Origin of the sequence: Actinoplanes sp. NPDC049598 (genome assembly GCF_040675435.1) — a bacterium.
In the GTDB taxonomy this organism is placed as follows: Bacteria; Actinomycetota; Actinomycetes; order Mycobacteriales; family Micromonosporaceae; genus Actinoplanes.
The window spans coordinates 1-22,031 of sequence record NZ_JBFAOX010000050.1; the positions used below are offsets into that span (position 1 = coordinate 1).

The window sequence follows — 22,031 nt, forward strand, 5'->3', positions numbered from 1 at the left end:
GCTCGCCCTCGGCGAGCCCCGCCTGACGTGGCCCTTGGGGACTGCGCAACCTGCAGGAGGAGCGCCACGGCAGGAGCCAGCACGTCTTCCACGGCCGAAAGGGTGAGCTGTACCAGGCGTACCATGCCGGCATGGAGACCAGCTCGGCGCGCTCGGGCTGGTCCTGAGCTGCATCACCCTGGCGAACACCCTCTATCTGGATCGCACGTTGGACGCCCTGCGGGCTCAGGGGTACCCGGTGCTGGACTCCGACGCGACACGCCTATCGGTTTACCAGAACAAACACATCAACGTGCCTGGCCACTACACCTTCGCCCGACCCGAGCTGGGTAGTACCCGCCCGGGATCAGACCAGGTGTCGGGCGAAGAAGCTCAACGAGCTAGCCGTCTCGAAGGCCGGGACGTCCCCGTGCTTGCCGGGATTGGCATGCAGCGTCTTCTCCACGGAGGCAAAGGCGTCGAACAATGCCAAGCCCTCTTGTCGCGGCACGCGCTCATCGTCCCACTGCATCACAAATTGCACCGGGACAGTGATCTGTGCAGCGGTCTCGGCCAGTCCCCGCGCTCCCAGAAGGCCCAGAACCGCGGCACGGATGCGGGGCTCAACGGCGACCAGCGGTACACCCAGCCCACAGCCGAGCGACATCCCCAGGTAGCCGGCTGGGCCCGCGCCGACGAAGTCGAGCTCGGCAACCGCGTCCAGGACCGAGCGCCATTCCGGGACGCTTTGCTCAGCCAGCCGCATGTGCAATCCGGCGATCAACGAACTCATCGACTCGCCGGCCGCCGCACGGTTCCGCATATCGGTAAAGGCCCGATCCAGCTCGGCGGATCTGGGGCGATCCCCGTGGCCGGGAGCGTCGATCGCCACCACGGCGAAGCCGCACCCGGCGACGAAGCGGCGGGCGCTGGCCACGATGCGTTCAGCGGTCTTGTGCTGGCCGCCGCCGTGCCCCATCAAGATCAGGGGCCGGGTACCGGCCGCACCATCCGGGCTCCACAGCACGCCGGGGATCTCGCCGAGAGTGAAGAGATGTTCGGTGACGCCGTCGGAAGTCGCCGAAGAAGTGATGTTGACGCGCATTAGCGTTCACACCCTTTCGAGGTGCTTACGCGGGTGCTCCCTAGGCCGTGGCAGGGAGGGAGTCCCGTGTTGTCAGTGTCATTGCGTTGATCGGACTCACCTCCTCAGGTTGCTCTGGTGCACGGCGACGCCGAAGCTATCACAAAGGGCGTCACCGCTACCGGGACTGCCCCGGGTTCAGTTGACTCGCGGGTTGAGTGGTTCAGGCCGCGGTTGCGTGCCTGTCGATCCAGGTCACGATCGCCAGGCGCAGGTCCTGGCGGGTCTGCCACCGCTGCCGGTCGAGCACATGCTTTTGCAGCAGAGCGAAAAACGATTCCATCGCGGCGTTATCACCACAGGCGCCTACCGGGCCCATCGAGCCGACCAAACCGTTGCGGCGCAACGGTTTCACAAATTTCCGAGACCCAAATTGCCTGAGTTCAACCCGTCGTTGCAACACCGGCCCGTTAGATCGAGCGTAGCTGCTCCTCGAAAACCTCGGCTGGGGTGCGCCACCCGAGGGCCTTGCGGGGGCGGTTCTTGAGTGCCAGGGCGACGGCTTCGAATTCGTCGGCGGTCCATGCTGTCGGGGCCCAGCAGTGATGGCCGAAAGCCAGGGAATGCTGAGCCGCCGTGATGCGCAAGGACTGCACCGCTTGCCGACGCCGGCCGGAGGAGCTACCCACGGAAGGTCCTGCGGCATCGCCCCGAGGTGACGACATAGGCGGCCATCAGGATGGGTGGAATCGCGTCGATCGCCAGGCCGACCGTCGACTTCATGCCCATGGCGTGCCATGCCACCAGCGATGCCAGCGACGCAATGTTGAAAATGACATTGTTCGCGACGGCGGAACGCTTCCTCCTCAGCATGAGCACGTACAGAACAATGGTGTAGAGAATCAGTGACGCGTTCGAGGCGACATAGAACGCCAGAGCGGGCGCCGGCACGAACGACGTGAGGCCGGCCAGCGACGGATCAGCGGCGATGATGAGTGCGGCGACGGTCAGCGCCAGGCCGTGCAACGCCAAGCCGGCCAGCGCGACAAGATAGACGACAAGCCATCCTCGGATCGGAGTCTGCTCGGCCTCCGACGCGTCGTCCCCCGGCTGCTGCGCTGATACCTGGCCGCCGACATTCGCTCGGCTCGGCGCTTCACCACTGTTGTGCATGTCGGTCCGCCCCCAACGGAAGTTCGCCGCGAATCCGCGTGGCCCCATCCTTCGGCGTCCGAGCCGCACTGCCCAGGGTGATAGCACCCCTCTCCAGGCTGGTGCCTTCTCCACCATGCTTCTCCACCGGACTTACTCATCTGCCGCGGACAAGGGGCCGCACCGATTGCCCGGGGCGAGAGGGCTCCGCGCGCTGAGGCGGGAGGAGGGCACCTCGGTCGTGGCATCATCTGCGTCTACGGGCGGGGTGGCCCGCGGGTTCGCGGAGGGGTGCTGCCGACCGGGCCGGTGGGGAGCAGCTTGGGAACAGGGGCAGACTGGGAAACGTAGCGCCAGGAATGCGAAGCCCGCCCTATAGGCTCGCGGCCTCGGCTGTTCCAGGGACGGCGAAGGCCTGCATCGTCGAGGCGATGCCATGGCAGAGCGCCGAGCCGAAGGCTCCGGCAAGGTCGAGCAGCCTGAGGTTTGTTCCAAGTGGCGAGACGGCGCGCCGTGGCTAGGTAGCGGTGATATCGACGTCGCCGCGGGCGGTGCTGGGGTCGACGGGGTGGCCCTTCTGTGTCCACCGCACTCGGCCCGCTGCGGCGAGGCGGCGGGCGGCGCGGCGGACGTTCTCACGGTCGCCCTCGACCGTGGCCAAGGGGAGGCGGCGGGTTCGCTGGGCGGCGGCCAGCACCTGCTCCTGCAGAAGGCGGTCGGCCTCTTGGAAACCGCGGCGCCTGTACGCCTGGCTGCACCAGCGCACCTGCTCCCAGTCGTCGGCCCAGGCCTTACGCCACTCGATCCGCCGGCCGCAGCCAGCGCACGTCTTTGTCTCCACCAAGCCCCTTCCGCTACGCCGTGCAAATCGGTCGAGCAGGCCGTCGGCGTGCACCCATTCCACGGCAGCGCCGCCTCGAGTCTGTGCCCTCGGGGTGGCCATGCCCCGCCACCAGGTGTTTTGAACCGCTGCGACGGGTATTTCCCGGTGTGGCCGAAGGGGATTCCATCCGACGCCTGGCTGGTCGGCTGCAAGCCGCGGTGGGCGGGCACCGCAGCGTCGCGGCGCAATTCCGGCGCGGTGGTGAGCGGCCGCCTTCGTTCGCCGGGGATCGATTGAAGGAAGTCGTCCCGGTGGGCAAGAACCTGCTGATGCGGTTCGACAGCGGTCGCACCGTGCACAGCCATCTGCGGATGCAGGGGTCGTGGCGGGTGCACCGGGCCGGCTGGCGGCCCCGGCCGGGTGCGGACCAGGTCGGGGCGTGGTTCGACTTCGGGCCGCCGGGGGTGCTGGCCGCTCACTCGATGCCGGTTCTGCAGGTCGTGGCGACCAGCCGGGAGCATGATGTCGTCGGGCATCTCGGCCCGGACATCCTGTCCGAGGCCTGGCCGGACCAGGTCGCCACGGCTCTCCGCAACATCGCGGCCCGGCCCGGCCGGCGCATTCGGGAGGCGTTGCTCGACCAGCGGAATCTGTGCGGGATCGGCAATCTCTGGACCGTGGAAGGGCTCTACATCGCCGGCATATGGCCTCACACGCCGGTCGCCGACGTCGATGTCGCCCGGCTCCTTGACGTCATTCACCGGATGATGCGGCTGGGTCTGCGCAACGGCACCCAGAGCACCACCGGGAATCTGCGCCGCGGGCAGACCCATTGGGTCTACGGCCGCTACCGGCAACCGTGCCGGCGGTGCGGGACGCCCATCAGCTTCAGCTCGGCGGGCGACACCGCCCACGATCGGGAGACCTGGTGGTGCCCGCACTGTCAGCCGGTGCCCGACGCGGCCGCTATTGCGCGGACAGCTCGTCGATGGCCGTCATGACCTGGGGCAAGAGGTCGTGGGGACAGCCCCAATAGTCGTAGATGCCACCCCGCGCCCGGTTGCTGCCGCACACGACGAACACGCCCGTACCGAGACGACGTTTGAGATGGGTGGCCAGCCAGCCCACGAAACCGCTGTTGTCCACGCCGACCGGGAAGTGGAAGGAGAACACTCCGAAAACCTCGACGGGCTCGGTCGAATCGCGGTCCAGGGGCACCAGCGCGCTCCACGATTCCTCGTCACGCACCACAGCGAGAGTCCGGCTCGTCAACAGCGGAGGCCTCGAGGCCGGCGACTCCTGGAAATACCAGGCCCCTTCCTGCACAACCATCTCGGTGAGCCCGAGGACTCGGCGCAGCCGCTGATCGGTCTGCTCTTCGGTCTCGTGACTGACATCGACCACGAACTCACTCTAGGACGGCGGCGTGGACGAATCTCGCCAGCATCGCGTCGTAGGCGGCGCCGCCACCGGGCACGGTCTCCGACGCCAGCACCTGCCCGGGACCGACGCCGGCCCGTACGGCGGCCAGCAATGCCGCGCCGGCGGCGACGGGCTCGGGTTCGCGCACGACCCGTACGCCGGTGGGCTGGACGTGGGCTTTGACCCGGACCCAGGCCGGGTTGGCCGCGACCGGCGCGCCGAAGAGGAAGACGGACGGGGCCGCGGTTTCGCCGGCCAGCCGCAGCTGCTCGTCGAGCATCCAGCGGGCGTGCAGGCTGAGGCCTTCCAGCAGCGCCTTGGCCAGCTCGGCGGGGCGGTGCTCCGGCCGGCGGCCGATGACCCGGAACCGTGCTCCGGAGTCGGGGGCGGGCGTCTGCCGCCCGGTGAGGTACGGCAGGACGAGGACGCCGGTCGGGTCGTCACCCAGGGCCGGCACCTCGCCGAACGTGTCGGGCTCCCGGGTCAGCCACCAGGCGATCGTGGCGCCGGCGCCGGCCGACCCGGCCAGGATCGCCCGATGCCGGCCACCCACCGTGACCACGCTGCTCATGCCGGCCCGGCCGACCCGGACCGGATCGGGGTGGCCGCTGACCACGGTCATGACGGCCTCGGCCGTACCGACGGAATCGGCCACGTCGCCGGGTGAGCGCACCCCGCAGGCGTACGCACCGACCTGATGGTCGTGCCCGGCCACCACGACCGGCGTCCCGGCCCGCAGGCCGCTCGCGGCGAAGTCCGGGTCGGTGACCCGGCCCGCGATCTCGCCCGGCGGCACCACCGCCGGCAGCTGGGCCGGCCGCAGGCCCACCTCCGCGAGCAGGTCGGCGTCGAAGGCCTCCGGCAGCGGCGAGGCCAGGCGGTAGGCCATGGTCCGCCCGGCCAGCGTGTGGTCGGTGGCGAGCTGCCCGGTGAGCAGCAGGCAGGCCAGATCGGCCACCCCGGCCCACGCCGTCATCCCCCGCCACACCTCCGGCCGGTGCTCCCGCAGCCAGGCGAGCTTCGCGAGGGGCACCTTGGCGCTGGGCCGCACGCCGGTCGCGCCGATCAGCTGCTCCCGGCCGAGGCGGGAAGCGAGCCCGTCCGCCGCCGCGCCCGCCTCCCCGTTGTCCCATCGAAGCCATGGGCTCATCGGCTCCTGAGAAGCGTTCAGCGGCACCCCGGTCTCGGCCATCGAGGCGATCCCGACCGCTTCCGGCGCGGCCGCCCCCGCCAGGACCCGCCCGATCAGCTCGAGGAGCACGCCCTTCAGCTCCCCCGGCGCCGGGGTGGGCGCGGACGCCACGGCCCGCACCTCCGGCTCACCCACGTCGACCAGGGCGACCTTCGTGTTGGTGGTCCCGATGTCGATGCCGAGCGCGAGCGCCATCTACTCGGCGGCGTCCAGTTTCGCCCGGACGTCGTCCATGTCGAGTTCCTGGACCGCCGTGATCACCGTCTCCAGCGCCGCCGCCGACAGCGCCCCCGGCTCGGAGAACACCATCACGCCGTCGCGGAAGACCATCAACGTCGGGATCGACGAGATGCCGGCGATGGCGGCCAGCCGCTCCTCGGCCTCCGTGTCGACCTTGGCGAAGGTGATCTCCGGGTGGTTCTCGCTGGCCCGCTCGAACACCGGCGCGAAGCTCTTGCACGGCGCACACCAGTCGGCCCACCAGTCGACCAGCACGATCCCGTCGCCGGTCACCGCCGCCTGGAACGATTCCTTGGTCAGATTCACCGTACTCATGCTGGAATTCTCCCCTTCCGATGGGCGCACCGCCCCAACGACGGTCAGGGGCAGGAAAATTCCAGCGTCTTGACGAGGTGGTCGATCACCGCCTGGGCGTCGCCCTCGATGCCGTTGAGGAACGAGGACCGGCGGCGGCGCAGCATCGGCAGGCCCAGGGCGTAGAGGCCTGGAGCGTCGACGACACCGCCTTCGTGTCGCAGGAAGCCCTTGTCGTCGACGACCGGGACGTCGAGCCAGCTGTAGTCGGGGCGGAAGCCGGTGGCCCAGACGATGGTGCTGATCTCGCCGGAGCGCAGGTCGAGCTTGAGGCGGGTCGACGCGGGGACGGCGGTGGGCTCGAACTGGACCGGGTCGGTGATTCCCGCGTACGTGTCGAAGCCTGTCAGCAGTCGCTTCATCTTCAAGTCGGCCAGTGAGCAGACGTTGCGCAGGCCGCCCGAGAACAAGGCCTCGCCGTCGCGCACCATGGCGAAGCGGCCGACCAGTTCGACACCGAGCGCGGTCAGGGTGTTCAGGTCCAGCGTGTCGTGGGTCGGGGTGCCGACCAGCTGCGGTGAGGGCAGCTTGCGGGCCCGGGAGAGGTCGTCGACCTCGTCCCAGCGCTGGTCCCACACGCCGGAGGCGTCCATCCACCACAGGACGTCGCGGTCGCGGTGCCGGCGCGGGAGCCGGACGTGCTCGCCGACCGAGAGGACGACCTGACGGCCCGAGCGCTGCAGTTCGGCCGCGAGCTGGACGCCTGTGGCCGACGCGCCGACGACCAGCACGCCGCCGTCGGGGAGCGCCGACGGCCCGCGATAGTCCAGGGGTGTCACCTGGGTCAGGGACGACGGCACAGCCGTACGGAACGAAGGTGTCGTCGCGATGTTGCAGGCGCCGCTGGCGATGACCAGGGACTGGCAGCGCCATTCGCCCTGGTTGGTGAGCACGGAGTAACCGCCGTCGACGGGACGGACGGTGGTCACCGTCGTATCGAGAGACAGCGGCGCCTCCACCACACGGGCGAAGTCCGACACGAAGGAGGCGACCTCGCCCGACGTCATGTAGCCGTCCGGGTCCGGGCCGTCGTAGGCGAAGCCGGGCAGGCGGCTCAGCCAGTTCGGGGTGAGCAGCCGCAGCGAGTCCCAGCGCTCGTGCCGCCACGAGTTGGCCACCTCGCCCCGCTCGAGGACGACGTGGTCGACCGACCGGCCGGTGAGGAAGTGGCTCGCCGCAAGGCCGGCATGACCGGCCCCGACGACGACCGTGGTGACGCGTTCGATGGCTCGGCCCGCCTCAGGCGACCTCGACCGTGACGTTGGTCGGATTGGTCAAGGCGTCGTAGACCGCCGACCGCTTCTGCGACTGGGCGACCAGGGCCTCGATCTCCTCCTTGGACGCGTCGGCGTCGATGTTGAAGGTGACCTTGACGTCGTTGAAGCCGTTGCGGACGTCGCTGTCGGCGCCGAGGATGCCGCGGATGTCGTGCGCGCCCTCGACGGTCGACTCGATCGAGCGCAGCTGGATGCCGCGGTTCTGGGCGACCGAGGCCACGCCGGCGGTCAGGCAGCTGGCCAGGCCGACGAGCAGGTACTCGATCGGGGTGATGCCGTTGTCCTCGGCCGCGAAGACCTCCGGGTGGTCGGCCTTGAACACCGACTCGGTCTTGTGGCTCTGCTCCTGGCCGAGGCCGAAGAACTTCTGCACGGTGGCGGTGCTGGCCACGCCGTTCTCCCACTTGGAGGTGGCGCGCCAGGTGAACTGGGCCGCCTCCGGGGCGCCCTTGAGCACCTCACGGGCCTCGAGCAGCGCCTGCACGTTCACACCGTTATCGACTACGGTCATGATCTTCCTTGCCCCTTTCGCGTGGGTTACCCACAAACCCCATAGGGATTCCCGACAAACATACTGGCCTGCGCAGACGGCGTATAGATAGCATCTCCCGCATGGTGAGCCCCCCGACCGTAGAAACCCAGTTCCTCGATCTACCGGGGCCCTTGCCGCTCGATTGCGGGCGCGAGCTGCGACAAGTCCGCGTGGCGTACGAGACGTACGGCACGCTGTCACCCGAGCGTGACAACGTCATCCTGGTCTGTCACGCCCTCAGCGGCGATGCCCACGCTGCCGGATATTCGGCAACGGCCCCGGCCGCGAGCACCCGCGACGGCTTCGCGGCCGAGGAGCGCGACGACTCGAAGGGCAAGGCCCTCGGATGGTGGGACGGCATGATCGGGCCCGGGAAGGCGTTCGACACCGACCGCTTCTTCGTCGTCTCGACCAACCTGCTCGGCGGCTGCCGCGGCACCACCGGGCCCTCCTCGCGGAACCCCGACACCGAAAGGCCGTACGGATCGGATTTCCCGGTCGTCACGGTGGCCGACATGGTCCGGTGCCAGCGGGCCTTCCTGACCCAGCTCGGCATCGAGCGGCTGGCCGCGGTGGCCGGCGGCTCGCTGGGCGGCATGCAGGCGCTGCAGTGGGCGGTCGACCATCCCGATCAGGTCGACTCGATCGTGGTCATCGCCTCCACCCACGGGCTGCACCCGCAGGGCATCGCCTGGAACGCGATCGCCCGCGAGTCCATCCGCCGCGACCCGGCCTGGCAGGGCGGCCACTACTACGGCACCGGCCGCAAGCCCGACGGTGGCATGGGCGTGGCCCGCATGGTCGGCCACATCACGTACCTCTCGGCGCCCGCGCTGGAGGACCGGTTCGCCCGGCGGCTGCAGTTCGCCGACGACATCCGCTACACCGTCGACCAGCCGGAGTTCGAGGTCGAGAGCTACCTCGACCACCAGGCGGAGTCGTTCGTCAAGCGGTTCGACGCGAACACCTACCTCTATCTGTCCCGGGCCTTGACGTATTTTGATCTTGCGCGTCAAAGCGGGGGCAGCCTCGCCGATGCGCTCGCCGGTGTCACCGCACGCGTACTGCTGATCGCCTTCAGCTCGGACTGGCTCTACCCGCCGCGGGCCTCGGAGGAGATCGCGGCCGCCCTGCCCGAGAAAGCGGAGTTCCACGTGATCGACGCCCCGTACGGGCACGACTGCTTCCTCCTGGAGGAAGCCCGGCAGACCCCCATCGTTCGCCGATTCCTGCTCGGAGAAGAAGCATGATCGAGGAAGCACACGAGTTCGGTTTCGAGACCCGGCAGCTGCACGCCGGGCAGCGGCCCGATCCCAACACGGGCGCCCGCGCGGTGCCGATCTTCCAGACGTCGAGCTACGTCTTCGAGGATCCGGAGTCGGCCGCCGCCTACTTCAACCTCCAGGAGTATGGAAACACGTACTCCCGGATCATGAACCCGACCACGGCCGTCTTCGAGGAGCGCGTGGCCAACCTGGAGGGCGGCTCCGGCGCGGTCGCGTTCTCCAGCGGCATCGCGGCCCAGGCGGGCGCCCTGTTCACGATGCTCGAGCCGGGTGACCACGTGGTCGCGTCCTCGGCCCTCTACGGCGGCTCGGTCAACCAGCTCAAGCACCTGCTGCGCAAGATGACCGTCGAGCTGACCTGGGTCGACCCGGACGACCCGGACGCGTGGCGCAAAGCGGTCCAGGCGAACACCAAGGCGTTCTACGGCGAGACGATCGGCAACCCGGGCGGCAACGTCCTCGACCTGGAGACCGTCGCCGGCATCGCCCACGAGCACGAGCTGCCGCTGATCGTCGACAACACGTTCGCCACTCCGTACCTCTGCCGCCCGATCGAGTGGGGGGCCGACATCGTCATCCACTCGGCCACCAAGTTCATCGGCGGGCACGGCACCAGCATCGGCGGCGTGGTGGTCGAGGGCGGCACGTTCAACTGGTCCAACGGTCGCTTCCCGGTGGTCGCCGACCCCTCTCCGGCGTACCACGGCCTGCAGTTCCACGAGACGTTCGGCGAGTACGGCTACCTGATGAAGCTGCGGGCCGAGACGCTGCGCGACCTGGGCGGCACGCTGTCGCCGTTCAACGCGTTCCTGTTCCTGCAGGGCCTGGAGACGCTGTCGCTGCGGATGGACCGGCACGTGGCCAACGCGGTCAAGGTGGCGTCGTTCCTGCGCGACCACCCGCTCGCGTCGAACGTCAGCTACCCGGGCCTGCCCGACAGCAAGTACCGCCCGCTGGTCGACAAGTACCTGCCCAAGGGCGCCGGCGCGGTGTTCTCGTTCGACGTGGCCGGCGGCCGCGACGGCGGCCAGGACCTGATCCGCGGCGTCACCCTCTGGTCCCATCTGGCCAACGTGGGCGACGCCAAGAGCCTGATCATCCACCCCGGCAGCACGACGCACCGGCAGCTCAGCGACGAGGAGCTGACCGCGGCCGGGGTCGGCCCCGGCACCGTACGGCTGTCGGTCGGCACCGAGTCCGTCGAGGACCTCATCTGGGACCTGAACCAGGCGTTCGAAGGGTTGAAGCGATGACCGACCTTGCCCCCTACCAGGACGTGAAGGACATCCAGCGCGTCCTGCACACGGCCAAGACGATCGCCATCGTCGGCCTGTCCAACAACCCGCTGCGCGCTAGCTACTTCGTCGGCTACTACATGAAGCGCCACGGCTACAAGGTCATCCCGGTCAACCCGCGCGAGCCTTCCATTCTGGGCGAGACCAGCTACCCCAGCCTGCGGGACGTCCCCGAGCCGATCGACGTGGTCAACGTCTTCCGCGCGCCGAGCGCCGTCCCGCAGATCGCCACCGACGCCGTGGCCATCGGCGCCAAGACCCTGTGGTGCCAGTTCGGCGTGATCAGCCCCGAAGGCGCGCAAACCGCCACCGACGGCGGCCTCACCGTCATCATGGACCGCTGCCTGAAGGTCGAACACGCCCGCTACGTCGGCCGGATGAACTGGCTGGGCTTCAACACCAAGAGGATCACCGCGGTCCGTACGGGTCTGCAGTAGCCGCCGCCTGCACCCGCCGATCGAGATCGCGAAGCACGCGGTCGAACTCGCCGGGATGGTGGACGGGGCCGACGTTCTTCGCGACGAAGACTTCCCCGTCCGCCACCTCGGCGCGACACTGCACCGGCGTCTCGACGCTGTCCCCCTCGGCGAGCTCCAGCCAGATCGCCGAGCGCGAGGTCGGCTCCCCCAGGACCAGCGCCGGGGCGGCCGACACAGCCACGATGCCGGACCACGGGTAGGTCCGGGTCTTCAGCAGCCACCGCACGCGCACGGCCTCGTCGCTGACGAAGAGCCCGGTCCGGTAGAGCCGCCAGACGCCGGTCATCCAGACCGCCCACCCCGCCGAGAAGCCGAGCACCGCACCGTGGTCCTCGGCCACGACCAGCGCCACGCCGCCGAGCGCGACCCCCGCCGCGAACATCAGCGCCGCCACCTTCTCCCGCGCCGTCCGCCCACCGGCCCGCTCCCACCGCCGCATGTCGCGATGATGGCAGCCATCCGCCAGCGCTCCTGGGCAGGATGGCGGGGTACGCCAGCCGAGCCGAGGAGCCGAGCCCATGTGTACCCACAATCACCACAATCGCGGCGTTACCCGCCGCGCCGCGCTGTTCGGGGGCGCGGCGGTGGTCGCGTCCGTGGCGGTGGCCGCGCCGGCCGAGGCGAGTGGCCGGAGAGGGCTGCTTGATCTCACCTACCCGTTGACCACGGCCTTTCCGGCGTTCTCGCCGGGCGAGGAGGCGGCCCGGCGGACGGTCGCGGCCATCGCCGACGACGGCTACTACATGCAGGAGTGGACGACCGTCGAGCACATCGGGACGCATGTCGATGCGCCGGTGCACTTCACGGCGGGTGGGCGGGTGGCGACCGAGCTGCGGCCCGACGAGCTGATCCGGCCGGCGGTGGTCATCGACATCGCGCGCCGGGCCGCCCGGAATGCCGACACCGTCGTCACGGTGGAGGACATCAAGGCCTACGAGCGGCGGTACGGCCGGATTCCGGACGGCGCGGCGGTCTTCATGCACTCCGGGTGGGGAGCCAAGGTGGGTGACGCCGGCGCCTACCGGGGCACCGACGCCAACGGCACGCTGCACTTTCCCGGTTTCGGGCTGGAGGCCACCGAGTGGCTGCTGCGGCACCGGCGGATCGGCAGCCTCGGGGTGGACACGCTCAGCATCGACCCCGGCGTCTCCGAGGGCTTCGAGACGCATCTCGCGCTCACCGGAGCCGACCGGTACGGCGTGGAGAACCTGGCCAACCTCGACCGGCTGCCGAGGCGCGGGGCCACGGTGTTCGTCGGGCTGATCCCGTACGAGGCCGGCTCCGGCGGTCAGGCCCGCGTGCTGGCCACCTGGTCCTGAGCCGATCGCACGGCCGGCTTGCGGAGCCGCCGCCGGGGCTGACCCAGCAGGACACCGGCGAAGACCAGGACCAGGCCGAAGACCTGCTGTACGGATAGGGTCTCGTGCGCGATCGCCGTGCCCAGCAGCACCCCGGTCGCCGGGTTGAGCAGCCCGACGAGGCCCACCGTGCCCGCGCTGAGGTGCCGCAGCCCGGTGAACCAGGCGGCGAAGGCCACCGCCGTCGCGATCACCGTGATGTAGCCGAACCCGAGCACGGCCGCCCCGTCCAGCTTCGGCGGCGTGCCCTCGACGATGACCGCGGCCGGGATCAGCATCAGGCCGCCCGCGATGAGCTGCCACGACGTCAGCGAGAAGACGTCGATGCCGGAGCTCCACTTCTTGGCCAGGATGTAGCCGAACGACGACATGACCATGGCCGACACGGACGCCAGGACCCCGCGCGCGTCGACCGTGACCGGCCCGGTGAACAGCATCAGCGCGACGCCGAGCACGCCGACGCCCGCGCCCACCAGATGCGCCCCGCGGGGTCGCTCGGCCAGGGCGGCCCAGGCGAACAGCATGAGCACGACCGGCGAGGTCGCCATGACCGGCCGCGGCCGGGTCGTCGCCCTCACCGCGGCCGGCCGCGACCTGATCGACCAGGCCTTCACCGATCACATGCGCAACGAGCGCCGCCTGCTTGACGAGCTCGCCCCGGCCGACGCGGCCGCGCTGGAGGCGATCCTCACGAGGTGGCTTGCTCGATTCGAGCCGCCTCGGTGACCGTCACCGTGGCCTGGGTGATGGCGTCGTTGCCCAACAGCGACTCGCGCAGCTCGTCGACCCGGCGCAGCAGCTCCGCCGCCGACCCGTCCACGGCGGACGGCGTCGGTGTCACCCAGGCGTTGACCACCAGGCTCGACGGCCCGACGTAGACGGCGTGCAGCTCGCGCACCTCGCCCACCCAGTCCGCGCCGGCCACCCGGGCCCGGATCGGCTCCAGCACGTCCGGCGGCGCCGACTCGTCCAGCAGCAGCGTCTTCGACCGCCGGGCCAGGACGAACGCGACCACGATGAGCAGCACCCCGATGCACATGCTGCCCACGGCGTCCCAGCCGGCCCAGCCCGTCCCCGCGTGCAGCAGCAGCGCCGCCAGCGCCAGGACCAGGCCGATCAGCGCCGCCGTGTCCTCCAGGAAGACCGTCGTCGCGCTCGGGTCCGAGGAGCGGCGCAGGTGCTGCCCCATCGAGCGGTTGCGCTCCTTCGACTCCCCGCGCAACTGCTTGCGGGCGGTGTTCCACGAATAGGCCTCGAAGCCGAACGCCACGACCAGCACCCCGACGCCGACCCAGACCGACTCGAGCTCCTCGGGCACCAGCAGGCTGCGTACGCCCTCCCCGATCGACAGCGTCCCGCCGACCAGGAAGATCCCGAGCGCGGCGAGGAAGGTCCAGAAGTACCGCTCCTGCCCGTACCCGAACGGATGCCGCCGGTCGGCCCGCTTGGTCGACCGCTTCAACCCGACGAACAGCAGCACCTCGTTGCCGGTGTCGGCCACCGAGTGCGCCGCCTCGGCCCACATCGACGCCGACCCGGTCAGCAACGCCGCCACCGTCTTCGCCACCGCGATAGCCGCGTTGGCAATCACCGCCACCACTACGGTGCGGGTACTTTCCTCCTGAGCCATGGCCCGGGCGTACCCGGATCAAGGGCGGCCGAATCAGGACGCCGGCTGGCCCTCGATGGAGCGGCGCAGGGCGCGCTGGACCTGGTGGAAGACGCGCTCGTCGGTACTGGCGTAGAGAAGGACGCCACTGCCCCGGTACGTCGCGTGGATCTCCCAGACCGGGGTGCGGCGCACGAAGGCACGCCACACCCAGACCACCGCGAGCACGTCCACGGCGGCGGACACGACCCACATCCAGGTGCTGTCCACGACGACCGCGATGCCGACGCCGGCGGCCGCGGCGGCCAGGGTGGCCCAGGCCGTCCAGCGGGTGGCCGCCGAGGCCGACGACGACGCCTGGAAGACGCGGATGTCCCGCAGTTCCCGGGCCGCGAACGTGCGTACCGGCGTGGTCAGCCACATGATCTGGTCACCCGAGACGAAGGCGTCGGCGCCCCGGTAGTAGATCCTCGTCATGGCCGCCTCCGCCTCCCGCCGCGATGTCCGCAGAGTACGCAAGCAAGTCACTGATCGACAGCAGACAGCTACTCTCCGGACAGTGGCTGGCACGTCAACCGCATCGGCGGTACGGAAGCAGCGTCGCCCTCAGCCGATGAGCGTGTAGACGCTGGCGATCCGCCCGTCCTCGATCAGGGCGATGTCGAGGCCGCTGACCACCGGCGGCGCCCCCTCCGGCCCGAAATTCCAGGCCAGGTAGCCGAGATCCTGCACCACCCGGATCGGGCCGGACGCGCTGAAGACGAACCCGGGCGCCTCGTCCAGGATCTTCTGCGCCTTGGCGTCCAGCGCGCCGTAGCCGACGACGGTCTCGTCGGGGTCGGAGAACTTCACCTGCTCGGTGTAGATCCGCGCGATCGCCGCCCGCCGCCGCTCGGCGTCGCGCTCGCCGAAGACCTCCAGCAGATTGGCCCTCATGAGCTCCTCGATCGTCATCGGCTGATCATAGTCACCAACCGGTGATCCACTTCGTGACGACGGTCTCGCGGGTGACCACGCGGCCATGCACCTTGATCCTCTTGGTCGTCTTGACCTGGGCCGGCGTACGCCACATGGACACGGTCCGGCCGTAGACGGTGACCGGCCGCTTCGACCAGGTGTGGCAGCCGAGCGCGTAGCGGGCGAACGGCGCGACCGACTTCTTGATGCAGCGGTACGTGACGGTCGCCGTGTACGGGTTCTTCCCGGCCGGCCAGGGCGCCGCGCCGGCCGGGCGCAGCACCCGCTCCATCGCGCGGTACCAGTTCCAGGTCATCTTGGCGTAGCCGTAGTTGTTCGGGTGGAGCGTGTCGGCCAGGTCGAGCCCCCCGATCCCGGACTGGTCGACCAGGTGGAACCGCGGGCCGGCGGCCGCGACGATCGCCGGGACGGCCGCGTTGTACTGGCCGGTGTTGACCTGCCACTGGCCGCCGTAGAACGCGGTGCCCGGAATCCGGGCCACGAAGACCTGCGCCGCCGGCCGGGCCGTCCTGATCGTCTCCAGCATTCGGGTCAGCGCGGCCGGAGCGCCGGCGGCGGCGTGGCGGGCCGGGTTCATGTTGTTGGTGCCGAGCTGCAGCAGGATGACATCGGGCTGGTACGCGGCCAGGCGATCCGTGAGGATCTCCTGCACCTGCTCGATGGTCCAGCCCGGGTGCCCCTCGGTGTCCGGGTCGGCGCTGGCGCCGTACGGGGCCGAACCGACGAAGTCGACATCGAGCCCGGCCGAGATCAGGCGTTCGCGCAGGTCGGCCCGGTAGCCGTCGAGCTGGGTCGAGCCACCCCCGGCGGTGATCGAGTCACCGAGCGGCATGACCTTGATCGGGGCCGGGCCGGCCCGGAGGGGCTCGGCCTGGGCGGGTGGGGCCACCAGTAGGGAGCCGAGGGTCAGCAGGGCGGCGGCGAGGCTCCGGGCGATCATGCCGGACGGTTCGGCACCCTCCCGGCGGACGCTGACACCGTCAGGTCAGAAGCAACACGACGGCAACCGTGGTCGCGAAGGCGACGATCGTCCAGCGCAGCACCTGAGCCGGGAGCCGCTGGGCGAGTCGGGCCCCGATGACGCCGCCGACGATCGTGGCCGGGGCCAGGACGACGACGACCGCCCAGTTCACCGGGCCGAAGATGCTGTACGTCAGGACGGTGGTCGCGCCGACGACGGCCGAGAACACGTTCTTCAGGGCGCTGATCCGCCGCAGCGTCTCGTCGAGCACCAGCGACAGCGCGGCGATCAGGAGCAGTCCCATCGCCGCGTTGAAGTAACCCCCGTACACCCCGCAGAGAAAGACCGCCACCTGGACGAAGACCACGGGGTTGTCCTTGGGCTTGCCCGCGAGGGCGCGCAGCCGCCCCTGAAAGGCCATCATCGCGGCCGCCGCCAGCAGCAGGAACGGCACCACGACGTCGAAGACGGAGCGCGGCGTGAACAGCAGCAACGAGCTGCCGCAGAGCGTGCCCACGGCGATCGTCGGAATGATCGTCAGGATCCGCCGGCCCTGCCCGACCAGATCCGGCCGGCCGGCGAAGGCGCTGGCCGCATAGCCGGGCGCCACCGACAGCGCGTTGCTGACGTTGGCCGCCACTCCCGGCAACCCGAGCGCGACCAGCAACGGGAAGGTGATCAGCGAGCCGCCGCCGGCCACGGCGTTGACCGTGCCGGCGACCAGCCCGCCCCCGAGCAGGGCGAGAATCTCCAGGCTGGTCAGCGCCGGTGCTCCTGCAACAGCTGCACGAGGTGCTTGCCCGGGGTGTCGGCCAGGTCGGCCGCCTGGGTCCGGCAGGAGAAGCCGTCGGCCAGGAAGATGTCGCCGTCCTCGGCCTTGGCCAGGGCCGGCAGCAACTGCTGCTCCGCGACCTGTACGGAGACTTCGTAGTGACCGCGCTCGACGCCGAAGTTGCCGGCCAGGCCGCAACACCCGCCGAGCCGCTTGACGGTGGCGCCCGCCTTCTTGAGCAGCTTGGCGTCGGCGTCCCAGCCCATCACCGCGTGGTGGTGACAGTGCGGCTGGGCGATGACGCGCACCCCGTCGAGCGAGGGCGGCTCGTAGCCCTCGGTCTCGGCGAGCAGCTCGGCCACGGTCTTCGTCGCCGCCGCCACGTCCCGCGCCTTGTCGTTGTCGATCAGCTCGACTGCGTCCTGCCGGAGCACACCGGTGCACGAGGGCTCCAGCCCGACCACCGGGATACCCTGCTTGACCGATTGGTGCAGCTCATCGACGGTGTTGCCGAGGATCCGTTTGGCCGCGTCGAGCTGGCCGGTCGAGATCCAGGTCAATCCGCAGCAAGCTTTCCTGCTGGTCACCTGCGGCGCATACCCCGCGTCGACCAGCACCTCCACCGCCGCCTGCGCAACCTCCGGCGAGAAGTGGTCGGTAAAGCTGTCGACGAACAGCACGACCGGCTTCCCAACCCGCCCGCCGCCCTGCGCAGCCACCTGCCCGCCGCCCTGCGCGCCCGCTTGCTCGCCGCCCTGCGCGCCCACCTGCCCGCCGCTCTGCGCGGCCGCTTGCTCGCCGATCCCTCCGACCCCGCGGGTCCCGCTTTGCCCGGCGCCCCGCCTGCCCCTCCGCCCGACGCTCCGCCCGCCGGCCACCTGGCCACCCTGGGCGACAAATGCGGATCGAAACGTTTCCGGGGCGAATGTCGGGATCGAGCGCCGCTTGTCGACACCGGCCACGTACAAGGCGAGGCCGCGGATCCCCGGTAGCGAGGTCATCAGGTTGGCCAGAGCCGGCATCCTCGACGCCAGCCGGGACCACCGGGGCAGCCACCCCAGCGAGTAGTGCGACCGCGGCCGCGCCTTGCCCTTGTAGCTCTGATGCAGGACCTCGGACTTGTACGCCGCCATGTCGATCCCGGTCGGGCAGTCGCTCGCGCACCCCTTGCAGGACAGACACAGATCCAGCGCGTCGTGCACGGCCTCGGCCCGCCAATCGGGCGCGAGGTCGCCGTCCAGCATCTCCTGCAGCACCCGCGCCCGGCCGCGCGTCGAGTCCTTCTCGTTCTTGGTGGCGAGGTACGACGGGCACATCACCCCGCCCAGCACCGTGGTGTCGGCCCGGCACTTGCCCACACCGGTGCACCGGTGCACCGCCTGGTTGAAGTCGCCGCCGTCGGAGTGGTAGGCCAGCGCCAGCTTCGTCCGGACCGGCCGCGCCTGCGACACCCGGATGTTCGCGTCCACCGGATCCGGGTCGACCAGGTTGCCCGGGTTGAGCAGGTTGTCCGGGTCGAACGTGTGCTTGATCCGCCGGAACAGATCGATCGCCTTGGGCGAGTACATCCTGGTCAGCAGCTCGCTGCGGGCCCGCCCGTCGCCGTGCTCCCCCGACAGCGACCCGCCGTAGCTGACGACCAGGTCGGCCGCGTCCTCCAGGAACGCCCGGAACTTCCCCGGCCCGCCCGGCTTGTCCAGCGGAAAGTCCAGCCGCACGTGCACGCAGCCGTCACCCAGATGCCCGTACGGCATCGCGCTCAGCCCGTGCCGCTCGACCAGAAGATCGAAGTCCCGGAGGTACGCGCCGATGCGCGCCGGCGGCACGGCGGCGTCCTCCCAGCCCGCGTGGGCCGGCAACCCGCTCGGCGCCCGCCCGGCCAGCCCCGCCCCGTCCTCGCGGATCTTCCACAGCGGGGCCGCCTCGGCCGTGTCCTCGACCACCCGCGAGTCGACCGCCCCCGAGGCCGCGACCAGCCGCTCGACCCGCTCACGCACCTCGTCCCGGTCCTCACCGGCGATCTCGATCATCAGCCAGGCCGTGCCGCCGGGCAGCGGCGGCACGGCGCCGGGCCCGCGCCGGCTGCGTACCACGTCGCAGATCCGCGAGTCGATGCCCTCGCACGCTGTCGGCTTGAACTCCAGGATCGCCGGGATCACGTCACCGGCCGTGCCGAAGTCCGGGTAGCCGAGAACCACCAGTGTGCGATAGGCCGGGTCCGCCACCAGCCGTACGGTCGCCTCGGTCAGCACGGCCAGGGTGCCCTCGCTGCCGACCAGGAACTCGGTCAGGTTGAAGCCGTTCTCCGGCAGCAGATGCTCGACCGCGTAGCCCGACACCTGCCGCCCGAAGCGCGCGAACTCCGTACGCCCGGTGGCCAGATCGCCCCCGATGACGTTCCGCAACTCCTCGACGATCTTGTCGGCCCCACTCGTCTCCGGCCCGGTGACCAGCCGCTCGCCGTCAATGGTGAGCGCCCGCAGACCGACGACGTTGTCGGACGTACGCCCGTAGCCCAGCGTCCGCGCCCCACACGAGTTGTTGCCGATCATGCCGCCGATCGTGCACCGCGTGTGGGTGGACGGATCCGGCCCGAACCGCAGCCCGTACGGCTTGGCGGCAGCCTGCAGGGTGGCCTGGATCGTGCCCGCCTGCACCCGCGCGGTCCGCGTCTCCGGGTCCAGCTCGAGCACCTTGTTCATGTGCCGGCTGAAGTCGAGCACCACTCCCGGCCCGATCGCGTTGCCCGCCACCGACGTGCCGGCCCCCCGCGCCGTGATCGGCACCCCGAGCTCCCGGCACACCCGCAGCGTCGCCGCCACGTCGTCGTCATGTCGCGGCCGCACAATGGCCCGCGGCACCACCCGGTAGAGCGAGGCATCACTGGAGTACGCCGACCGGTGCGCGGCGTCGGTGAGAACGTCCGCCACACCGCCCCGGCGCAGGCTCTCGGTCAGGTCGGTGTCGCTAGTCATCCCAGTTCCAGTGCAGCCGCGTAACGTCAGTGAACCCGCCTTGTGAGCGTCCCCGCCATGCTAGTCGCCACCACTTCCCCACCCACGAGGTCCTCGTCCCCCATCCCAAAACCACTCACCGACAGCGACCCGACCGCTCACCACGCTGCCGCCCGCCCGCCCGCCCCGCCACAACGGCCGTCGGCTGGCCCCGGATGCCGGTCGGCCGCTCACCGCACCACCACCGGCCGGACCCCCGTCACGACAGCCGCCGGCTGCTCGCCTCAACCCCGGTCAACCGCTCACCGCGGGCCCCAGGCCCGTCCCGCGTCGACAGGCCCTCGACCCCGGTGATGCCGGCCAAGCCGGAGGATGTGGAGGCGGACAATCCCACCCGGCCCCGAGCCAATCCTTTCCGACCGCGGCCCGTCACGAACTCGACCCCGTCATTCGCGTGCCTTCGTGGACCCGATGCCGGGGAAGCGATGCTCGCCCCGGGCTCCAGAGCCCTACTCGCCATCGTCGTCGCCCGCCTGACCGTCTGTCCGCAAGCGCGCCACGATCAACCGCGAGCCACTCCCCCGGGGCGCGACCACACCGCAACCCACTGCCGGTCACTCCCGCAAGCGCGACCACGCCACGACCACCCGCTAACCACTCCCCCGAGGCGCGACCACACCGCAACCCACTGCCGGTCACTCCCGCGAGCACGACCACGCCACGACCACCCGCTAACCACTCCCCCGAGCACGACCACGCCACGACCACCCGCTAACCACTCCCGCGAGCACGACCACGCCACGATCAGCCGCCTTCCGCGCCCGCATAGGCGACTTCCCGCGAGCCCCTCTCCCACGATGGCGACCATGCCGCAGGCGGCTGTGCGCCGTCGGGTTGAAGGGCGGCTTACGGCCGGCGCAGGCTGTCGTACATGCGCCAGCCGGCGATGATCGAGCCGCCGGTGAGGATCATGTAGCAGAGCATGAGGGCGGCGGCGCCACCGAAGCCGGCGGCGGCCAGGAAGAGACCGAAGGCGAAGGCGGCGGTGCCCGCCCCAACGGTGAGCACCCAGCCGGTCGCCTTCTGCGCCGGGGCCCAGTGGGGCGAGCCGCTGGCCAGCAGCATGCCCGCGATCGGACCGGCGACCGGCAGCAGCACCGCGCCGACCGTCATGAGACCCACGGCCGTGAACTCGGCCGCGCCGCCGCGCGGGGCCGCTCCCCCACCGGTGGCGGCCGGCGGGGGAGTCGGGATCAGCGCGGGCAGCCGGATGTGGGGCGGCAGGTTCCCTCTGCGGGCCGCCGCCACCAAGGCCTCCGGCGGCCCTAACCGGCGGATGATCTCCGCCGGGTCCTCCAGGGGCGAGCTCGGCGAGGTGCGCCGCAGGGCGATGTAATCGGCCACCGTGGTCATCAGATCGTCCCGCAGACCGGGGTCGAGATCCTCGCTCTGCGCCCAGAGCGCAGCCAGGTAGTCGAGGACGACAACGTCCGTGTGTGCCAGTGGTGCCGTCGTCATTGTTCTCCCCCGTTGCTGGTCCGGCGTGGTAGCAACCAGCATCGACCGTCACCGCCCTGAGCACATCAACCCGTGGTCTGAACCGTGTGCCACACCTCTGCCTTTCGGCCGATGCACCAAACCTGCCCGCACCCCAGCAACCGCGCCCGACCCACCGCCCGCCCAGCCCTTCCGCGCCGCCTCCGCCGCAGGGCCGCGGCGTGGCGGGGCCGCCGGGGTAGCAGGGGGCGGGGCCGCGGGGCCACGGGGCCACGGGGATGGCCGGGCCGCCGGGATGGCCGGGCCGCCGGGATGGCCGGGCCGCCGGGATGGCCGGGCCGCCGGGATGGCCGGGCCGCGGAGATGGCGGGGGTGGCGGGGCCGCCGAGGTGGCAGGGCCGCCGGGATGGCCGGCCGCGGGGGTTGCGGGGCCACCGGGATGACAGGGCCACTGGGATGACAGGGCCACTGGGATGACAGGGCCGCCGAGGTGGCGGGGTGAAGGCGCGGTCCCTGGCTCGCGAGGCCGACGGGTACCGCGGGTGCCGTGGTGCCGTGGTGCCGTGGTGCCAGGCGGAGTGGTCCGGTCGACGGCGCGGCGATGGGCTAACAGGAACGGCGAGATGGTGCGGGCAGGGCCTCGCGAGCCCGGGAAACGCGCCGCGGTCCAGCGGCGGGCCGACGGCCCCACGGCCCCACGGCCCCACGGCCCCACGGCCCCACGGCCCCACGGCCCCACGGCCCCACGGCCCCACGGCCCCACGGCCCCACGGCCCCACGGCCCACG

General features: G+C 70.8%; 23 protein-coding genes and 2 pseudogenes. 7 read left to right on the forward strand and 18 right to left on the reverse strand.

What is annotated here, in order from left to right; all coding sequences use genetic code 11:
• Positions 1-196: 196 nt before the first annotated feature.
• Positions 197-247 (forward strand): annotated as a pseudogene (locus AB0J66_RS48860) (hypothetical protein); the annotation flags it as partial.
• 99 nt (positions 248-346) lie between these two features.
• Here AB0J66_RS48860 and AB0J66_RS48865 read toward each other — a convergent pair.
• From AB0J66_RS48865 to AB0J66_RS48880, 4 genes and pseudogenes are all read right to left on the reverse strand, one after another.
• The gene (locus AB0J66_RS48865; RefSeq protein WP_364676158.1) at positions 347-1,084 is read right to left on the reverse strand and encodes an alpha/beta hydrolase; all 738 of its coding nucleotides are present in this window, start codon (positions 1,082-1,084) and stop codon (positions 347-349) included.
• A 220-nt stretch (positions 1,085-1,304) separates the two neighbouring features.
• Positions 1,305-1,499: pseudogene (locus AB0J66_RS48870) on the reverse strand (IS3 family transposase); the annotation flags it as partial.
• 245 nt (positions 1,500-1,744) lie between these two features.
• Complete coding sequence (locus tag AB0J66_RS48875) at positions 1,745-2,236, reverse strand: hypothetical protein (protein WP_364676161.1); 492 nt, start codon at positions 2,234-2,236, stop codon at positions 1,745-1,747.
• A gap of 496 nt (positions 2,237-2,732) precedes the next feature.
• Positions 2,733-3,056, reverse strand: a complete 324-nt coding sequence (locus tag AB0J66_RS48880; protein ID WP_364676162.1) for a DUF2256 domain-containing protein — start codon at positions 3,054-3,056, stop codon at positions 2,733-2,735.
• A gap of 200 nt (positions 3,057-3,256) precedes the next feature.
• On the opposite strand from AB0J66_RS48880, the gene AB0J66_RS48885 reads away from it, so the two are divergent.
• Positions 3,257-4,039, forward strand: a complete 783-nt coding sequence (locus tag AB0J66_RS48885) for a DNA-formamidopyrimidine glycosylase family protein (protein ID WP_364676165.1) — start codon at positions 3,257-3,259, stop codon at positions 4,037-4,039.
• On the opposite strand, the gene AB0J66_RS48890 is transcribed toward AB0J66_RS48885, so the two are convergent.
• The 5 genes from AB0J66_RS48890 to AB0J66_RS48910 are packed head-to-tail and all read right to left on the reverse strand — an operon-like array spanning position 4,005 to position 8,034.
• Complete coding sequence (locus AB0J66_RS48890) at positions 4,005-4,442, reverse strand: DUF6196 family protein (RefSeq protein ID WP_364676168.1); 438 nt, start codon at positions 4,440-4,442, stop codon at positions 4,005-4,007. The genes AB0J66_RS48885 and AB0J66_RS48890 overlap by 35 nt on opposite strands.
• 4 nt (positions 4,443-4,446) lie before the next feature.
• Entirely contained in the window at positions 4,447-5,847 is a 1,401-nt protein-coding gene (locus AB0J66_RS48895) for an FGGY family carbohydrate kinase (RefSeq protein ID WP_364676170.1), read from the reverse strand.
• Positions 5,848-6,207 (reverse strand): thioredoxin family protein, encoded by a 360-nt coding sequence (locus AB0J66_RS48900; RefSeq protein ID WP_364676173.1) that lies wholly within the window; start codon positions 6,205-6,207, stop codon positions 5,848-5,850.
• A gap of 44 nt (positions 6,208-6,251) precedes the next feature.
• A complete protein-coding gene (locus tag AB0J66_RS48905) occupies positions 6,252-7,517 on the reverse strand; it encodes an NAD(P)-binding domain-containing protein (RefSeq protein WP_364676212.1) in 1,266 nt (421 codons plus the stop codon).
• Entirely contained in the window at positions 7,486-8,034 is a 549-nt protein-coding gene (locus AB0J66_RS48910) for an OsmC family protein (RefSeq protein ID WP_364676176.1), read from the reverse strand. The genes AB0J66_RS48905 and AB0J66_RS48910 overlap by 32 nt, the downstream gene beginning before the upstream one ends.
• A gap of 101 nt (positions 8,035-8,135) precedes the next feature.
• On the opposite strand from AB0J66_RS48910, the gene AB0J66_RS48915 reads away from it, so the two are divergent.
• The 3 genes from AB0J66_RS48915 to AB0J66_RS48925 are packed head-to-tail and all read left to right on the forward strand — an operon-like array spanning position 8,136 to position 11,073.
• A complete protein-coding gene (locus AB0J66_RS48915) occupies positions 8,136-9,305 on the forward strand; it encodes a homoserine O-acetyltransferase (RefSeq protein ID WP_364676179.1) in 1,170 nt (389 codons plus the stop codon).
• Complete coding sequence (locus AB0J66_RS48920; protein ID WP_364676180.1) at positions 9,302-10,594, forward strand: O-acetylhomoserine aminocarboxypropyltransferase/cysteine synthase family protein; 1,293 nt, start codon at positions 9,302-9,304, stop codon at positions 10,592-10,594. The genes AB0J66_RS48915 and AB0J66_RS48920 overlap by 4 nt, the downstream gene beginning before the upstream one ends.
• Positions 10,591-11,073, forward strand: a complete 483-nt coding sequence (locus AB0J66_RS48925; RefSeq protein WP_364676183.1) for a CoA-binding protein — start codon at positions 10,591-10,593, stop codon at positions 11,071-11,073. Before AB0J66_RS48920 ends, AB0J66_RS48925 begins: the two co-directional genes overlap by 4 nt.
• On the opposite strand, the gene AB0J66_RS48930 is transcribed toward AB0J66_RS48925, so the two are convergent.
• A complete protein-coding gene (locus tag AB0J66_RS48930; protein ID WP_364676186.1) occupies positions 11,045-11,554 on the reverse strand; it encodes a PH domain-containing protein in 510 nt (169 codons plus the stop codon). The genes AB0J66_RS48925 and AB0J66_RS48930 overlap by 29 nt on opposite strands.
• A gap of 79 nt (positions 11,555-11,633) precedes the next feature.
• On the opposite strand from AB0J66_RS48930, the gene AB0J66_RS48935 reads away from it, so the two are divergent.
• On the forward strand, positions 11,634-12,434 hold the full coding sequence (locus AB0J66_RS48935; RefSeq protein WP_364676188.1) for a cyclase family protein: 801 nt from the start codon (positions 11,634-11,636) through the stop codon (positions 12,432-12,434).
• Here AB0J66_RS48935 and AB0J66_RS48940 read toward each other — a convergent pair.
• Positions 12,404-12,997, reverse strand: a complete 594-nt coding sequence (locus AB0J66_RS48940; protein WP_364676191.1) for a DMT family transporter — start codon at positions 12,995-12,997, stop codon at positions 12,404-12,406. The two genes, AB0J66_RS48935 and AB0J66_RS48940, sit on opposite strands and share 31 nt — an antisense overlap.
• Here AB0J66_RS48940 and AB0J66_RS48945 point away from each other — a divergent pair.
• Positions 12,996-13,199 carry a hypothetical protein gene (locus AB0J66_RS48945; protein WP_364676194.1) on the forward strand — a complete coding sequence of 68 codons (204 nt, stop codon included), beginning with the start codon at positions 12,996-12,998 and terminating at the stop codon, positions 13,197-13,199. The genes AB0J66_RS48940 and AB0J66_RS48945 overlap by 2 nt on opposite strands.
• Here the strand turns inward: AB0J66_RS48945 and AB0J66_RS48950 are convergent.
• From AB0J66_RS48950 to AB0J66_RS48980, 7 genes are all read right to left on the reverse strand, one after another.
• Positions 13,162-14,103, reverse strand: coding sequence for a cation diffusion facilitator family transporter (locus AB0J66_RS48950; protein WP_364676196.1), 942 nt, complete (start codon positions 14,101-14,103; stop codon positions 13,162-13,164). The two genes, AB0J66_RS48945 and AB0J66_RS48950, sit on opposite strands and share 38 nt — an antisense overlap.
• A gap of 33 nt (positions 14,104-14,136) precedes the next feature.
• Positions 14,137-14,559, reverse strand: a complete 423-nt coding sequence (locus AB0J66_RS48955) for a DUF6232 family protein (RefSeq protein WP_364676199.1) — start codon at positions 14,557-14,559, stop codon at positions 14,137-14,139.
• Positions 14,560-14,688: 129 nt separating this feature from the next.
• Positions 14,689-15,036 (reverse strand): nuclear transport factor 2 family protein, encoded by a 348-nt coding sequence (locus AB0J66_RS48960; protein ID WP_364676202.1) that lies wholly within the window; start codon positions 15,034-15,036, stop codon positions 14,689-14,691.
• A 13-nt stretch (positions 15,037-15,049) separates the two neighbouring features.
• A complete protein-coding gene (locus AB0J66_RS48965) occupies positions 15,050-16,000 on the reverse strand; it encodes a GDSL-type esterase/lipase family protein (RefSeq protein ID WP_364676205.1) in 951 nt (316 codons plus the stop codon).
• A gap of 40 nt (positions 16,001-16,040) precedes the next feature.
• On the reverse strand, positions 16,041-16,784 hold the full coding sequence (locus AB0J66_RS48970) for a sulfite exporter TauE/SafE family protein (RefSeq protein WP_364676214.1): 744 nt from the start codon (positions 16,782-16,784) through the stop codon (positions 16,041-16,043).
• A complete protein-coding gene (locus AB0J66_RS48975; RefSeq protein WP_364676208.1) occupies positions 16,781-19,768 on the reverse strand; it encodes an FAD-linked oxidase C-terminal domain-containing protein in 2,988 nt (995 codons plus the stop codon). Before AB0J66_RS48975 ends, AB0J66_RS48970 begins: the two co-directional genes overlap by 4 nt.
• A gap of 885 nt (positions 19,769-20,653) precedes the next feature.
• Entirely contained in the window at positions 20,654-21,265 is a 612-nt protein-coding gene (locus tag AB0J66_RS48980) for a hypothetical protein (protein WP_364676209.1), read from the reverse strand.
• Positions 21,266-22,031: the final 766 nt, after the last annotated feature.